Here is a 16,528-nt window from a genome sequence, read left to right on the forward strand (position 1 = left end):
ATCATCTCTGATGAAGAAGCAGATACCATATCACGTTTCTAAGAGAGGTTGGTAGTCCTCTGGATGATCGAAGCCAGCAATCCAGGCAGCGGCTTGCTGGCAACTCGTCATATCAGGAGGAACGCGCAGCAGGTAGGAGCGCGTTGTCGAGGGGTCGCGAACCGCCAGCACAACGAGATCTTCGTCGTCCGGTAGCGAGACACGCAAGAGTTGGCGTGGACCTCCGGGGTCCTGATCCTCATCGAGAACGTCGGCCGCACTCAGTTGTATGAACCTTTGATACCCCATGCGTTCAATCAGCACGCGCCGCAGTTCGACATTCGGCTCGGCGAGGATCTCTGCCACAGTAATCGATTCTGGCGCAAAGGCGAGACGCGCTGTAATTGGTATCCCATACCAGCGTAACTCAAGAGACGCGAGGTGTGCGGGTAAGGAACGTAACGAGGCGCCGCCAAGATCGAGCCAGGAACGAATGTGCAATGTCTCTGGAATCTCTGTGATCAAGGGACAATCACGAATATCCAGTTCCTCAATATCCCATAAGCGGGGAGGTAAGCCGTGGAGATGGAAGTGGTGACAGCCACGGAGCGTAAGAAATCGGACGGAGGGAAAATCCCTGGCTACAGGGAGCTGGTGCGGCGTCAAAGATGCGTGGCTCTTGGTCTCTTCACTCGTGAGGTCATCAGATGAGCCAGAAACTGACAGATAAGGCAGGGAATATATCTGCTCCAACAGAGGGCAATCGCTGGCGTTGAGCTCGATTAAGGGAGGCAAGTGCTGTGAGAGATAAAGATTCGTCAAGTGAGAGCAATCCCTCACATTGAGAGTGGTCAAGGCGGGCAGGCTCTGTGGGAGATGCAGATCCGTCAAGTGAGAGCAGTTTTTCAGGCTAAGGTAGCTCAAGGCTGGCAAGCTCTGTGGGAGATGCAGATCCGTCAAATGAGAGCAATTTTCCAGTATGAGGGAGTCCAAGACGGGCATGTTCTGTGGGAAATGCAGATCCGTCAAGTGATGGCAATTGTTCATAACGAGAGAGGTCAAGGAGGGCCAGTTTTCTTTCATGATCACATCAGTCAACATCTCGCAGTCATTCAGGGAAAGGTAAGCGAGAGCGGGTATGTTTTCCAATCCGCTGATATCCATTAAGCGAGGACAGTTTTTCAGGGAGAGAGAGGTCAGGGCTGGCATGTTTTCTACTCCACTGACATCGGTTAAGCGAGGGTAGTCATCCAGGGAGAGAGAGACGAGAGCAGGGAGGTGTGTTGGCAGTGCGAGGTTGGTTTGCTGGCTGTCGCCATACAACGTAAGGAGGGTCAGGGCTGGCATGTTGAGTGGAAGAGGGAAATGCGTCAAGTGAGGGCAGCCACTTATGTAGAGTTGATCCAAAACAGGCATGTCTGGCGCAAGGTGCAGATCTGTCAAGCGATCACAATCAAATATGTGGAGGCTAGTTAAGGCCAGCAATTCAGGCGGAAAATGCAGATGCCTCAAGCGATCACAATCAAATATGACGAAGTCGGTCAAGGCCGGCAATTCAAATGGGAAATGCAGATCCGCCAACTGAGGGCATCCGCTTATATGAAGGTCGGTCAAAGCCAGCAAGGCAGGCGGGAGATGCAGATCCACTAACTGAGGGCAGAATGTCAATTTGAAAGAGGTCAGGACCGGCACATTTGCTAATCCACTCACGTCTGTTAACTGGCTAAAGTTATACAACTCGAGAGTCGTCAGGGCTGGCAAGTGATCAGGTAGCTTGAGATCAGTCAACTGATTGAAGTCGCACAACGTGAGAGTTGTCAGAGCAGGCAAATCTGGGAAAAAATGCAGATCCATCAATTGATTGCAACCCATTATGCTGATTTCGGTCAAGGCTGGCATAGCCGGCGAAAAATGTACTTCCTTCAATCGATGGAGGTCATGCAAAGCGAGGAAAGTCAAGGCTGCCAGGGTTGGTGGAACATGCAGCTCCGTCAATTGAGCACAACCGATGATACTGAGTGCAGTCAAGGCCGACAAACCAGAAGGAAGACGCAGGTCGGTCAATTGATCGCAGAAAGTTAAATCAAGAAACGTCAGCTTGTCCAGGTGAGCCAGGAAACTCACATCAGTCAAAAGCTCGAGGTTGTCCAAAGTGAGGGAAGTCAAGGCGGGCAAGTGAGCCAGGGGGCTAAGATCACTCAAAGCTGGAACGTTAGTAAGAGTCAGTGTCGTGAGGGTGGAGAGGTGCACGAGGGGACCCAGATCCGTCAATTGATCACTGTCACATATTTCTAAAGAGGCCAGAGATGAAAGAAATTGGACATCAGGGTGTTCTAACGAGATGATATTGGTCAGGGTTTGTGAAACAATATCCTGGTCATCGTCGTTGCTCTCAATCATGCCACCATTTTCCCTTTTTATGGAGGATCTATCTGATCCCTCTTCGTTTTCCTTCTTTTCTCTTCTTTTTGTCTGTCATCAACCCGGTCATGAATAGTTACATCAGATATCTACTTCTTAAAGGAATAGGAATCATCACCCCCAAAGAGAGCAAGCTCACCGACGTAGCGGCGCGGCTCCGCCGTGCTGTCACTGCACGCACGATAACGTCCCATGTGCATCTGAAAGCAACGCAGACGAGACGATCCACGGTGGGAAGATCACGCAATGGAACCCCATGGGGAGCGTGATCGTACGAGTCACAGACAGCACGGCGGAGCCGCGCCGCTACGTCGGTGAGCCTCTCACCCCATCGCCTTCCGGAGCTGTTTTGGACACACATCACCGATACCGCATCGGCGTGATGACTTTTGACAGAGTACTACGTCGGTGAGCATTGGCGCCAGGAGCATAAGGAAGCGCTCAGGAGCCCCACACCTCGTGAGCGACGCGGGAGACAAGCTCCAGCTTCTGTCGCTGGTCGTCAAAGGTGAGATGATTGCCTTCCATTGTGGATGCAAAGCCACACTGAGGACTCAATCCAAGCCGTTCCAGCGGGAAGAAACGAGCAGCCTCCTCGATACGTCGATGCAATTCCTCGGCGGTCTCCAGCCGTGGCTTCTTGGTTGTCACCAGGCCAAGGACCACAAAGCGATCCTCCGGCACATGTCGCAGGGGTTCAAATCCGCCTGAACGAACATCATCGTATTCGAGCAGGAAGCGCTGGAAGAGCGTGTTTGTAAAGAGGCGAGCGATTGGCTCATAGTCGCCGCTGGCATAGAATTTACTCTGATTGTTGCCGCGACAGACATGAATGCCAAAGGTGATGCCAGGATGGTCACGGATAATCGCATTATCCATTTCGATACAGGTATCGATGATCTTATCGGGATCATTGCCGCGCTGGCGATATCCCTCGCGCATCTTGGGATCGAGTAGAGCTGCATATTGAGGAGCATCGATTTGAATATACGTGCAGCCAAGCCGTACCAGTTCATCTACCTCACGGCGCGAAAAATCCACGATATCGGCCAGATAGGCATCACGGGATGGGTACGTCGCCTTTGATTTTTCGGGATCATAGTACGCGGCGGCCTGCTGAGCACTGATCAGCGTGACTTTGCCGGCATGAGCGGTGCGGGAGCGTAGATAGACCCATTCTTCCGCGCACATACTGCGTTTCCACTGCAGCTTCTCTACCACGACGGGACGCTTGAGCACCAACTCTTCTCCGCTCTCATCGCGAAAAGGAATGGCCCAGCCGCCATATTTGTCGAACCCGGAGAGGGCATCGATCAGATGTCCATAGAAAGCGTAACGACGCAACTCTCCATCAGTAAGCACCTCGATACCGGCATCTTCCTGCAAAGCAATCGCTTCTCTCACCGCCCGATCCTCTACCACCTTGAACGCCGCCGCAGTCAACTGTCCAAGCTCAAACTGCTGCCGCGCTTCTACCAGATATGTAGGTCTGAGCAAACTTCCTACCACTTCGCTGTGTGAAGCCATTTTTGTTCTCCCTCTTTGAGATTAAGGTTCCAACTATCTTTATGACAACCGTATTATAAAACATGAGCGCTTCAAGCTTCCCTCAAATACGTCTAGCGGGATAGATGATCCATCAGCGCCTATGGATTATCCTTGCAACGCGCTGGCAGAAATGGCCAGCGAACAAATATCTTCTAATGGGAGAGCTTGACCCTCGGCCCACCAGCCCTCCCAGGTGACACGATCAACCTGCGACTGTATCCTGCCCAGCGTGGACTGATACAGCGGACGATAGGCGACTGGCACAGAGGTGTTCATGCTTTTATAGAGCGCTTCTGCGGCACTGCATAAATACGCGGTATAGGAAGGTCCCTGCGTGCGTCCGAGCATGCAGCCAAAAACCAGCAGATCAGTCGCCAGCATGTAGCGATTGCCCGTTTGCTGCGCAAGAGAGAGTCCCTCACTCAAATAGGAGCGACTGGGTTTCAGATCATTCTGGAGAAACGTGAGGATGCCCAGATAAATCAGTGTCATAGTCAGCAAGCCAGGCTCAGTCGATTCGCGCAAGAAATGGATAGCTTCATCCAGCCAGGCACGTGCTTGCTGCACATCGCCGCGCAGCGTTGCCAGAGCGCCCAATCTACTCAGAGTAAAGGCGTAACTACGCCAGTCCTCCTGAGCCTTGAGGAGTTGTAAGCATTCTTCCAGATACATGCTCGACTGAGCATAATCGCCCTGGATATGCCAGGTATCGCCGATCTGGAACAGAGCCCAGACCTTGCCGACGTGATCCCCCGTAGCATCATAGATTGCCAGAGCTTCCTGAGCCAGTTCGCGTGAACGCTCGTAGCCAATCTCCCAGAGAGCGAGGCGTGCAGCACCCATCAGCAATTGGGCTCGAATAGCTAACGATGTATCCGCCTGCATTTTAAACACGGCATCGATCCAACGATGAGCTTCACGGAACTGCATCCGTATCTCCCAGAAGCGTCCCAGGGCACTACTCATGCGTAAAGCGACCTCGGCCTCGTCATGAGCCATCGCCCAGGTCAACGCCGCACGCAGATTCCCTTGTTCGCGCACGAGGAGCGCTATCGCGGCCGGCTGCTCTGCCACGGAGGAATAAGACTCGATGCGTTCGACAAGTGCCAGATAATAATAAGCATGACGTCGCTCCACGGCGGCTCGCTCGCCAGCTGCATTCAGTTGTCCCAAAGCATACTCGCGAATCGTCTCCAGGAGATAAAAACGCGGCTCCACATGCTCATCCCAGGATAGATCCTCAGAAGGCATCCGTTTCACCAGGCTCTGATTGATCAGAAACTCCATCTGCTCAAAAACGTCATCGATGCCTACCTCCTGATCGTCGCATCTGACAACGGCCTGCGCCGCATCCAGGGTCCATCCGCCGACAAAGACGCTGTAGCTACGGAAGATAGCCTGCGACTGTGGGCTCAGCAGTTCATAGCTCCAATTCAGGGTGGCCTGTAACGTCTGATGACGTGGGAGCACATCATAGGCCGTGGTGCGCAGAAGCGTCTGACTGGTGCCACTCATCAGCAACTGTAAAATTTTGGGTAGCGGTAACACCTTGGTACGAGCGGCGGCTAATTCGATGGCAAGTGGCAATCCATCCAGACGGGTACAGATACGCGAGATAGTCTCTGCATTGTGCGGCGTGAGACAGAACGTAGGATCGATCGCCTGTGCTCGCTCAAGAAAGAGACGAATAGCGCCAAACTGTTCGCAGGTGTCGAGGTTAAAGATATCTTCCGGAGGACATACGGGCAGCGGTGGCACATCGAATTCGGATTCCCCATACAGATGCAATACGATCCGACTTGTCACCATAATTTTTAGAGCGTGCGTATGCTGCAACAAAGAGCTGATAAACGTGGCGATCCCTGGAATTTGTTCCACATTATCAAATACCAGCAGGATATGTTTGTCGCGGCAAAATTTTTGGAGCACATCCTGATGCGAAAAGGTGCTCTGCCCATCGATATCGCCCTCTTCTCTAGGCTCCACAAGGTGCAACGTCTGTACAAGCAGAGCGGGAAGCAGAGCCACATCACGCAACGCAGCTAACGAGACAAAAAAAACACCATCGGAAAAATCCTGCTGCACCGCATCGGCCACCTCCAGGGCCAGACGCGTCTTTCCCACACCCCCCATCCCACACAGCGTCAGCAGGCGCACAGACGCGTGTCGGAGCCGGTCCAGCAGCAATTGGACATGATATTCACGTCCAACCAGCGAGGTAATGGGATTAGGCAGCGAGGAGAAGGTGTGCTGAGAAGGTGGAGGCGGAGGAACAGCGGCAGATACATGCGGAGGAGATCCCTTTTCAAGTCGATTCAAAGGTGCTGACCTCCACTCCTCTGGCGAGAAACTATCTTTTTTGAGACCCATCAACGCCAGAAGATGCCAGACCTCATCTTGAGTCGTCAGCGCGTCCCACTCCGCCAGGAGTCGAATGATCTGCTTCACTTCGGCATGTGTGAGAAAAGACTTCCTCGTCCCATGGAGCTTGCGACTCAGCACCTGAGCATCAATACCGAGAGCATCGGCCAGCTCCTTTTGTAAATGTCCTGTCCCACGGCGGGCAGATGTAATCATCTCACGGAAAGCCGTAAGCGCATCTAAAGAATGCGCATCATCTCTCTTTAGCATAGACATCGTTTCTTCTTTATACATTGACATATACATTGACATCAGCATGCTCGTTATGTGCCAGTGGATCGTTTATCACCTTGATTTTATCACATGAGAGGAGCAAAACTTAGCAAAGGCCATGCCAGAAGCAACGGAGAGACTATGCATCAATCTGAGAAGATGCAGAAGAGGTATGTCAAGTATGCAATTGTGCGTTTCTGAGATAGGATCAGAGCGGCGGCAATTTGTTGGTCGAGAGATTTAAATCGGCAACCATGGTGATGAGACCGGGATACGTCTCTATCTGACGATCTTGAAATCCACATTGTTCGTACAGCGAGCGCGCCAGACCTGGCGAAACCACCCCGAGACTGAGTGCCTTATATCCTTCTCGATAGGCCACATATTTCAACGCTCGCAGCAACGATCCACCGATGCCCCGATGACGAGCAGCGGGCTCGACAGCAAGCGCCAGCACAGGCACATCGCTTTGATAGAAACCCGGCACAAAGTCATGGAGCGCCGGAAAAAGACGGCACCAGACTGCCCCCAGGCGTTTCTGGGTCCTGGAATCTATCGCCAGCAGAGCGATATCGCCAGGAACTCCCCATTCGCTACGCCAGGGAGAGATTTGAGGTAAACGTGGAATAACTCTTTCATCTCCACGCGGAAATGGATAGCGCCGCATCGGGAAGACGGAGACGTAACACATCGAGGTAAGATACCGTTGATCCTCTTCAGTAAAGGTCGCTGGTCGCACAAACCAGGCAGCGCTCTCTGTATGCGTCCGCTGGATAACGCCAGGATTCATCAGTTTCACGGAAGCCATTACATTCATTCTTTCTTTTTTCAGAGAAATAGATTGATTTCTTCTAGTTGTCAGTATAAGGTAAGCAAGAGAGACTGGAACAGCAAAAAATTGCTCCAAAGTTGCTCAAGAGTTGATCCAAAATCGCGAGAAAAACTCTTTAAGGACAATCGGAGTATATATAAGTAAATAACTATCAATATAGAGCAAGGAGCAGCCAGTATATGCCAAGCACTATCTTTCTTGAGACAGAAGCGCCCCGCTTTGAAATCCCCACGTCTACAGCGACCGGGACGATCTCGTACACCGTGAGTGATCGCAATGGAACGCTGATCACGCAGGGACAGGTCGACGTGAAGGAGAACCGCACTATTTTGTCGTTGCCGTCCTTCCCGGTCGATTACTATGTTCTCAAGATACAGGAGCATGCCGAGACCGACTCTCCACCCCAGACGATCCCGTTCACCGTCATCTCGCCTTTTACCCCACCCATGGATGGAACCTTCGGCGTCAGTACGCATTTCTCCGGGATCAACCCACTCGGTGCGACGCGGGAGCTGGCCTTGATGGGAGCCAGCCAGGTGCGGGATGATGCTCTCTGGGCCAATGTTGAGACCACCAGGGGCGAATATCATTTTGAGCCGATTGATACATTTATGAATGCATTTCAAAGCAGCAGCCTCAATCCGCTGCTGATTATAGACTACAATAATCCTTTCTATGACGATGGCCTGACACCTCATGACGAGGTTGGTTTTACCGCCTACGCCAACTATGCCAGAGAGCTTGTTGCCCACTATGGTCAGCAGTTGAAGGCCGTCGAGATATACAATGAATACAACAAAGGACATTTTTCGACTGGACCAGGTGCTCATGATCCAAAAAATTATGCTCAGATGCTGCGCGCCGCCCATCAAGCGATTAAATCGATCCGCCCGGATGTAACTGTCGTGGTGGGAGCAACCTTTGGAGTTGATCTCGACTGGTTTAAAGCTCTCTTTGAGGCCGGAGCACTCCCCTATAGCGACGTAATCTCCGTTCATCCCTACTCGCTACTCTCTGTCGATACACCCGAGTTCCGTGGCCTGACACACAGCCTCCAATCCCTACAAGATCTGATACGCGCCCACAATAATGGGCAAGCGAAACCCATCTGGCTGACGGAATTGGGATGGTCGGACGTCTTTAACATCACCAATGAGTTTGAGCAGGCACATTATCTGGTGAGAAGCATTGTACTTAGCCTCTCAGTCGGGGTACAGAAGTATTTCTGGTACGACTATATCAATGACGGAACGAATTCCATGGAGTTGGAACAGAATTTTGGTCTGCTGAGAATGCCCGATGCCACCGGATATTACACGCCCAAGCCTTCATATACGGCCTACGCGGTCCTGATCCGCCTGCTGGCCGGACGATCGTTTCTGGCCAAAGAGGAGGCTGAAGGTGATGTCTATCATATGCGTTTTAGCCATAACTTACACATATTCTGGTCAACGCCCGGACATCAAAAAATTGCCATAGCCAGCGCCGATCCCATCACCTCCATCAGCTTTACAGGCAAGCGGCAGGCGCTACAACCAGTAGATGGAGAGGTGACGCTACAGATCACCTCAGAACCGATATATATTCTCACGGAGACCGAACACCTGCCTCTACGCTTCCTGGAGGATGATCCCAAGTAGCGTCGCACGCTCGCGTGCGATGTCCAGTTTCTCGTACGAGACAGCTGGATTTCGGTGTGCGACGCTGGCCAGACTCATCGTACGTCAAGTGGGACATCGCACGCGAGCGTGCGACGCTACTCGGGGTCGATGATGGAGAATAAGCCCGTTTGGTACGCGGCCAATAAGGCATCGTTCTCACAATGCACACCTAACTGCTCATAAATATGCTGCCGATGTTTTCCGACGGTCGCAGGCGCGATACATAGTAAATTGGCGATCGACTCCTGATCATGCCCGCGACACATCAGCATGAGCACCTGTCGTTCGCGTTTCGTCAGTGGTCCACTCACATGATAATCCAGGCTGCGGCATTGCCCGCGCAAAAAAGAGGACTGCTCCAACGTATAGAGCAACCAGCCGCAAATTTGCCCGAGCAGCTGTGCCGCTGGCACAGGGATCGAGGGGCGCTCTTTGCAGAGTGGATCACTGGTAATAGCCAACGTACCATAGACGATATGACTAAATTGAATCGGCAATGTCAGGCTCAATGAGAGCGTAGGGCTCTCCTTACGCTGGCGACGCGTATGACCCAGCGATAAATACGCTCGATCTTGCGAGAGGCGTTTCACCTCATCACATAAAGATGAGACATCTCCTTGGGCCTGCTCGCAGAGCTGTTGCCCTGTCTGCAATAATTGCATAGCCATTTGCATGTCTTCAATAGTTTTGAGACGCATAGACTCATCCTGTAAGTCATAATGTGGAATATTATTCATTATCATGGGATAGTGAGTGTACATGTGCAACAGACCTCCGCAAATAATTTTCTACAATATACTGATTTCTTACATATTCTTATTCCTATGAACTTATAATAAGATATCCAGTGCACCCATCTGGTATGCATTTCAGTGCATTTCTGCGAATTTTTAAAAATTGATCCATTTCACGGGGGAAATAGTCCAGCGTTGGCTCGCAGACTGAAGAATCAAGCAACCTAACGTAGCGCCGTGGCACGTCGCGATCAACGTCTCAAAGCGAGCAACAAACGTTGAGCCAGTGGAGTACGACATGTTGGAAGAGGTGGCTGCGACCGTGAACCCGTATGTGTGGCACTCAGCGCAGTAACCACCTGCTCTATCTCCTGACAGGTCGTCTGGAGGACATGATAGTCCTGGGTTTGCTGCTGCACACGCATCAGTAAAAAATTGAGGGCATGTCCCAGCTGCCACAGTTCATGATCTTCATGCACCGGCGCGCGTGCCGCCAGATTGCCTGATGCTATCTGTCGATGCGTCTCCAGAATAGAAGTAATCCCCTCTTCCAGACGTCGCTTCTGTGTCTCCGTGACCAGGGCTTGCTCGCTTAACGCGGCACGTGCGGCCGCCAGTTCTTCCGCCTGACTGGCCCGCACCAGCGCTCGTTCAACGCTCCATGCATTTAACCAGGCCAGCGTCGTGCCGACCACGTGCAGGACAATCGTCGCCGTCAGAGCCACATAGGCATTCCCAGCCAGATTAATCAGCGCAGTCAAAGTCGCATCGTGCGGACGCAGGAAGAAGATCAAGCAGATAAGCAGGATTTGCAGGATACCAGTCAACGGTATCAGTGCTCTCGGAAGAATGACTCCACCGACCAGAACGGTGACGATAAAGAGATCAAAAGCTGTCATGTTCGTACTATTCAGAGCAGACATGGGCTTGAATAAGAGAAAGCCAGTCAGCGCAACATCTATCAGCAAGACATAGCAGATCGAGCTGATTGTCGTATATCCGGCTCGATTGAAGAGCGTGATGATTATGCCACCAAGCGATAAAATAATGATGGGTATCCATAGTGAGGACGAGGATGGATAGACGCTGAACAAAAGCAAGATCACCACGAAAACGATCAGTATCAACAAAGCACTCAACAAATGAGCACGGCGCAAGCGTTCCTGAGCAAAGATATTCTTCTCGAAAGACTCCTTACGTGGTCCCGTGAATGTAGACCACCAATTCCATAGCGACCGGAAGAGATTCCCTCCGGCCGGAGGCGGTTCCGGAGCCTGAGAGGGACGACGTGGTGGGTTCGATTGTCTTATAGAATCAGATACGGGAAAGCTATCCATGCGCTCAATACTCCTTATGCTGCCACTTATACACATACTATCTATGCTTATAAAAATTCAGGATCGAGAGATGTAGATATAAAATGGAGAAAGCTACTTCATTTTCTAATCGTGTATCAATACTTTTGAATTGCTACAACCATCAAAGGCTCTCAGATATAAACGCTACTCCCGGGTTCTATTTTTACATGCATCTCGCTCCCTCAACACCTCCTCAGCATAAATACCATCCCCAAAAGCACCCCTGGCAGGAGAAAAGCGCGCAAACGATGTGGAAACGATGAGAAAACGATGTGGAAAGACTGTGTCCGCATCGTCCATTCTGCTCCATACTGCTAATAGGACAAAGCCGCAAGACGCTTGCAGCGATCCAGCAAATATATACCATCCCTTCTCCAGTATGATGAGAAAGAAAAAAAAGAAAGAAAGAGAAAAAGACTATGTCAAACAAATCTTTACGTTTATCCTTACTATGGTCCTGGCTTTTCTGTATGATGCTACTTTTATCAGCCTGCAGCTCTTTTACAACGCTGAATGGGGCAACAGGCGCAACAGGCACAGTACATACGCCAACTCTTCCTATACACACATCAACCAGTTGTCCCGCCCCCGGAACTGGACGAGCCGCCCAGCTGCCACCACTCACGACCAGACAAAGCCAGACGGTCGTATACCTATCACAGCATAATGCCAACAAGGTGATATATAAGTATGATACAAGAACAGGAAAAACCACAAACCTATTCACATTTGCTGATCCCAACTACAGTATAGAGGCCAGTATATCCCCCAATGGTCAGTGGATTACGCTTACCTTACAGCGAGCAGACGGAACAAATGAGATCCAACTGGTGCGCATAGATGGTAAGTACGCTCAAACCATATATTGCGCACAGGGAACAGATTTCCTTGAGGGGGCTCTGCTATCACCGGATCTGCGACACCTGGTCTTTAATGAGAGGACTCATGATATAGCCACAAATACTTTGAACCTGCTGGATACCTCGACAGGAAAAATACAGATTGAGCTTTCAAAGCAACAGCCAGGCTATCCCACTACGCTCCGGCAGGGATCAACCAACCAGGCAGTAGCACAGGTAGATGACCTGAGTTCTCAGGCTCGGATGCTGAACTATTCAAGCAAGCATCTACCACAATCGGGCATGCCCACCGATACATTTGTACCGATCAGGTGGGCAAACAACAACAGTCTCTACTTATTAGCCACCCCTGGCGTTGCAAACAGCGGTCCAGTACCGCATCAGATCTACCAATTGCTCGATATCCGCAAACAAGTGGATCAACAGAGCACAAATCTGAAATCCATCACGACGCCACTGAAGCAAGATGGCTGCCTGAGTTACGATATCACATCTGATAGGACGCAGTTGATTTGTAGCAGCGAACCAACTACGCGCATTGATCCAACGGTACCCAGCATCAGTATCGAACCCATTACAGGCGGACCATTACAACTAATCTTTCAAGCCCCAGTCAACAGCCAGATCCTCGCACGGGCAGCGCAAGGGAAGACACTACTGTTTGAGGTAAATAATGAGGCCTCCGGTTCCCAACTCTACCGCATCCAGACAAATGGAACCGGTCTTAAACTGCTGGCAAGTACAAAACTTTCTGCCTATCCTATGTGGAGCCTGGCCGCCAAATTTCTCCCCTGGACAAATGCTTCCTTCGATGGACAGAAATATGCGTTGGAGAGCACTAATACTGATGGAGAAAACTCGCTGATCATCGGCAACATGAATGGAGGGAAAAACACAATTATCGCCACCCATATCAAAATGCTGATCGGGTGGGCAACCGCATAAATTACACCATAAAATCTTTTATATAAATACACCTCTAATACAGCACAGGGATTTTGCATCCCTGTGCTGCACTTATGCATAAAACATACAATAAATATTTTTAATGATAGCGCATTTGAGCTTTTCGAAAAAATAGCATACAGTAGAGAGAGCATCTTCCTCCCACATTCAGAAAGGCAAAGAAACATGTCTGAAGCAAACAGCTCAATAGCCATCGATTGGAACGCGATAGATAAAGAAGTTCTCAGCTATCTGCGCGACATTTTGCGCTTAGACACACGCAATCCTCCCGGCAACGAGATCAAAGCGGCCGAATACCTGCGCACCATCCTCGAAAAAGAGGGCTTCGAATGCGTGATCGTCGGTCCCAGTCCCGATCGAGCCACGCTGGTGACGCGTCTAAAAGGAGATGGTTCCGAACCTCCCTTATTACTCATGTCGCATACAGACGTGGTGGCGGTCGAGCCAGAAAAGTGGAGTCATGGACCGTTCAGCGGCGATAGCGCTGACGGATATATCTATGGACGCGGTGCGCTCGACATGAAAAATATGGTTACGATGGAATTGATGACGATGCTACTGCTCAAACGGACTGGTATTCCTCTCAAGCGCGATGTAATCTACATGGCCGAAGCCGATGAGGAGACCGGTGGTCAGCAGGGAGCAAAATGGATCGTCGATCATCATCCAGAGCTCATCCGGGCCGCATACGGCCTGAACGAGGGAGGCGGCGACGGCTTCAAGATCAATGACCAACTCTACTACACCGTAGAAACGGCGGAAAAAGGTACGGCACGCTTTAAAATTCGGACACATGGGGACCCCGGTCACGGCTCGATACCGCATCAGAAGAACGCCATTCTCCGACTGGCGGCACTGCTCAGCAAAGAGCCCAATCAGCCACCTGTCCACTTCACAGCCACCCTGCGTGGTTACATCGAAGGGATTGCCAGCGCCCAGACACCCGAGATTGCAGCAGCATTCATGAAAATCCTTGTTGATGAGAAGGATGCCAGTGAAGCCATCGACCAATTATCCATCGACGAAGTGCTCAAAAACGAACTGCATGCCATGTCGAGAAACACCATCTCGCCCACCATGCTCAAAGCCGGCTCCCAGATCAACGTCATCCCCTCGGAAGCCGAGATGTATGCCGATGGACGCATTCTGCCAGGTCAGACGCTAGAGAGCTATCTAGAGGAGCTCTACGCCATCTTCGGGGCCGATAGCGAGATCGAGTTCATCAATCCATCGGAGCCACTGGAGGCCGATCCGGCCTCGCCGCTCTTCGAAGTCATCAAAGATGTCATGCACGCCCACGAGCCAGAAGCAACAATCATACCCACCATGCTCACCGGAGCAACTGATGCCAAACATGTCAGTCGATTGGGCACCAAAGTCTATGGCTTCTCTCCCACACGCTACATCGATGATAGTGGCTGGGGCGGCATCCATGGCCACGATGAGCGGATCAACATTCGCGCACTGCAATGGGGCACACGCGTACTCTATGAGGTCGTGGAGAAGTTTTCACGAGCAGATTTGCCCCATCGGACCTGACCATGAAACAAAACAACAAGGAGATACCATATCGTCGTATGGCGCTTCTTCTTCCTCACCAGCAGATAGGGGCACTATACCGAAAGGAGCAGCCTGGAAAGGTCGTCGGGAGCGGAAAAGAACGGCGAGTGACTCGTCTCCAGAGAGAAAACGTTCCGGCAGGGCCATGCACCTGACATCTTCCTTTGAAAAGCGGGACTAATCACTTTATCCTGAAGACATTCAATATAGACTCTGGGTATCCGACCGAAGCGCTCAGCTGTTACGTGAAGGGGGATGCTTCCCGGCTGCATGGACTGGGGAACCGTCAGTTGCTTGGCACGCTCAATATCCTCTTGAGAGCAGTCTGCGTAAAAGAACTCTTGCAGTTTCTCTGGTGGATAAGAGAAAGCGGTTCCAGTCTCATCGACGACGGCATGAGAAAACGCCTGGGCATTGGTATCTCGTTGAGCCGCTTGTAACACGGTCTCGCCATCTTCTAAAAGGTAGGCTGTGAGATATACTAATTGCTGGATTGTTGTTGGGTAAAGTTCGGCTATTTGGGAGAGAAGTATTCCAGCCAGGCTATGCCCTACCAGAATCACTGGCTCTTCTTGTGCCGTAAGCACTTCAGCCGTACGCTGGAGATACCGTTCGAAAGTGACTTCTGCAACAGGGGTTTTGTCCTGCCCATGTCCTGGAAGATCAAAAACAATAGCCTGGTGCCCTGCCTGGCGAAGTCTAGGTGCGACTTTGTCCCAACACCATGCTCCGGTCCCTGCTCCGTGAATAAGTATATATGTGCTCATCTCTTTCCTTTCTGGGGTTCTGAGCTGCCCCACTGGGTAACGCGTTTTTGAAGGACATCAAATGATGCTCGTTTGAACATCGTCTCATGCAAGTATGCTTAGGTCCAGATTGACCTTTCCTCCGTAAGCTGGGTCTGATACCAACACGATTAGCGCGTAGCAACTTCTATCTGACTGATACGAGCATGCTCTTCCCCCGTCAGACGCCACCCCAACGCTCCGGCATTCTCGTTTACCTGTCGCACGTTTTTGGCCCCCGGAATAGGTATAACGCACGTATCCTTGCTCATCAGCCAGTTGAGCGCTACCTGAGCCATCGTCTTCTTGTGGACCTGAGCAATTTCTTCCAGCACGCTAAACAACGGCTCCAATTTTTGAGGCCGCATGTCACGAGCGCCGTAGAGCAAGCGCCGAAATGTTGATACTGATCCCCTGGTCTGCCCATAGAGATCGAGTCTTGGATACAAATGTCGACCAAGCGACCTCGACCCTCCAGTGCGAAATTTGCCACTCAGAATACCCTGCTCCAAAGGAGCATAGGCAATCAGCGCCACATTCAACGCACGACAGGTATCCAGCACACCGTTGGTTTCCGGGAAGCGATGCAAGAGGCTGTAGTGAACCTGATTAGAAGCCAGTGGAATATTGTAACGTGCCAGGCGTGCATGCGCTTCACGCATCAAATCCGCACTATAGTTACTGACACCCACAGCACGTATCTTGTTTGCCTGTACTGCCTCCGCCAACACGTCCATGAGCGCATCCACCTTAAGCACAGGAGACGCCCAGTGGATTTGATAGAGGTCAATCTGCTCGACTCCCAGACGTTGCAGGCTGTCATCCAATGCGTCCAATAGGCTACGGGCTGAAGTACGTTTCCGCGAAAAACGGGTAAACGGCGGCGCAAATTTGCTGGCTATCACGATAGGACGCTCATCCTGCTTACGACACTCACCAAGCAAGCGCTCCGATGCGCCATCGCCATAGATCTCAGCCGTATCAAAGAAATTCAGACCATTATCCAGGCAAGCGTGATACGCCTGCAATACGTCATCGCGTGTGAATGACTGACCATATCCCCAGAAGTTTTTATCACCCCAACTCCAGATACCAACCCCCATCGCCGGGACAACGAGTCCCGACGTGCCTAACGTACATTGATCATCGACTTGCACCAGAATCACACTTTCCTTTACATATGCGATAAA

At 51.2% G+C, this 16,528-nt stretch carries 13 protein-coding genes; 5 read left to right on the forward strand and 8 right to left on the reverse strand.

Going from position 1 to position 16,528, the window contains the following annotated elements; all coding sequences use genetic code 11:
- Window positions 1–30: 30 nt before the first annotated feature.
- Entirely contained in the window at window positions 31–2,379 is a 2,349-nt protein-coding gene (locus AC27N8_RS03975) for a leucine-rich repeat domain-containing protein (RefSeq protein WP_487064173.1), read from the reverse strand.
- An 89-nt stretch (window positions 2,380–2,468) separates the two neighbouring features.
- Between AC27N8_RS03975 and AC27N8_RS03980 the strand changes: the two genes are divergently transcribed.
- Both AC27N8_RS03980 and AC27N8_RS03985 read left to right on the forward strand, forming a co-directional pair.
- Window positions 2,469–2,669, forward strand: a complete 201-nt coding sequence (locus tag AC27N8_RS03980; protein ID WP_487064175.1) for a hypothetical protein — start codon at window positions 2,469–2,471, stop codon at window positions 2,667–2,669.
- Window positions 2,657–2,812 carry a hypothetical protein gene (locus AC27N8_RS03985; RefSeq protein WP_487064177.1) on the forward strand — a complete coding sequence of 52 codons (156 nt, stop codon included), beginning with the start codon at window positions 2,657–2,659 and terminating at the stop codon, window positions 2,810–2,812. Before AC27N8_RS03980 ends, AC27N8_RS03985 begins: the two co-directional genes overlap by 13 nt.
- Before the next feature lie 29 nt (window positions 2,813–2,841).
- On the opposite strand, the gene AC27N8_RS03990 is transcribed toward AC27N8_RS03985, so the two are convergent.
- From AC27N8_RS03990 to AC27N8_RS04000, 3 genes are all read right to left on the reverse strand, one after another.
- A complete protein-coding gene (locus AC27N8_RS03990) occupies window positions 2,842–3,927 on the reverse strand; it encodes a cobalamin-independent methionine synthase II family protein (protein WP_487064179.1) in 1,086 nt (361 codons plus the stop codon).
- A 126-nt stretch (window positions 3,928–4,053) separates the two neighbouring features.
- On the reverse strand, window positions 4,054–6,579 hold the full coding sequence (locus AC27N8_RS03995) for an ATP-binding protein (RefSeq protein ID WP_487064181.1): 2,526 nt from the start codon (window positions 6,577–6,579) through the stop codon (window positions 4,054–4,056).
- Between the two features lie 211 nt (window positions 6,580–6,790).
- Window positions 6,791–7,390 carry a GNAT family N-acetyltransferase gene (locus tag AC27N8_RS04000; RefSeq protein WP_487064183.1) on the reverse strand — a complete coding sequence of 200 codons (600 nt, stop codon included), beginning with the start codon at window positions 7,388–7,390 and terminating at the stop codon, window positions 6,791–6,793.
- A 203-nt stretch (window positions 7,391–7,593) separates the two neighbouring features.
- Here AC27N8_RS04000 and AC27N8_RS04005 point away from each other — a divergent pair, with 203 nt between their 5' ends.
- Window positions 7,594–9,054: a glycosyl hydrolase gene (locus AC27N8_RS04005; protein WP_487064185.1), complete on the forward strand. Its 1,461-nt coding sequence runs from the start codon at window positions 7,594–7,596 to the stop codon at window positions 9,052–9,054.
- 116 nt (window positions 9,055–9,170) lie between these two features.
- Here the strand turns inward: AC27N8_RS04005 and AC27N8_RS04010 are convergent, their stop codons facing one another.
- On the reverse strand, window positions 9,171–9,773 hold the full coding sequence (locus AC27N8_RS04010; protein WP_487064187.1) for a response regulator transcription factor: 603 nt from the start codon (window positions 9,771–9,773) through the stop codon (window positions 9,171–9,173).
- Between the two features lie 287 nt (window positions 9,774–10,060).
- Window positions 10,061–11,146: a methyl-accepting chemotaxis protein gene (locus tag AC27N8_RS04015; RefSeq protein ID WP_487064189.1), complete on the reverse strand. Its 1,086-nt coding sequence runs from the start codon at window positions 11,144–11,146 to the stop codon at window positions 10,061–10,063.
- Between the two features lie 440 nt (window positions 11,147–11,586).
- Here AC27N8_RS04015 and AC27N8_RS04020 point away from each other — a divergent pair, with 440 nt between their 5' ends.
- Both AC27N8_RS04020 and AC27N8_RS04025 read left to right on the forward strand, forming a co-directional pair.
- A complete protein-coding gene (locus AC27N8_RS04020) occupies window positions 11,587–12,972 on the forward strand; it encodes a TolB family protein (protein WP_487064191.1) in 1,386 nt (461 codons plus the stop codon).
- Window positions 12,973–13,158: 186 nt separating this feature from the next.
- Window positions 13,159–14,532 carry a M20/M25/M40 family metallo-hydrolase gene (locus AC27N8_RS04025; RefSeq protein ID WP_487064193.1) on the forward strand — a complete coding sequence of 458 codons (1,374 nt, stop codon included), beginning with the start codon at window positions 13,159–13,161 and terminating at the stop codon, window positions 14,530–14,532.
- 74 nt (window positions 14,533–14,606) lie between these two features.
- On the opposite strand, the gene AC27N8_RS04030 is transcribed toward AC27N8_RS04025, so the two are convergent.
- Both AC27N8_RS04030 and AC27N8_RS04035 read right to left on the reverse strand, forming a co-directional pair.
- Window positions 14,607–15,320: an alpha/beta fold hydrolase gene (locus AC27N8_RS04030; protein WP_487064195.1), complete on the reverse strand. Its 714-nt coding sequence runs from the start codon at window positions 15,318–15,320 to the stop codon at window positions 14,607–14,609.
- Window positions 15,321–15,469: 149 nt separating this feature from the next.
- Entirely contained in the window at window positions 15,470–16,495 is a 1,026-nt protein-coding gene (locus AC27N8_RS04035) for an aldo/keto reductase (RefSeq protein ID WP_487064197.1), read from the reverse strand.
- Window positions 16,496–16,528 lie beyond the last annotated feature (33 nt).

Source organism: Dictyobacter sp. Z7_2 (assembly GCF_057551105.1).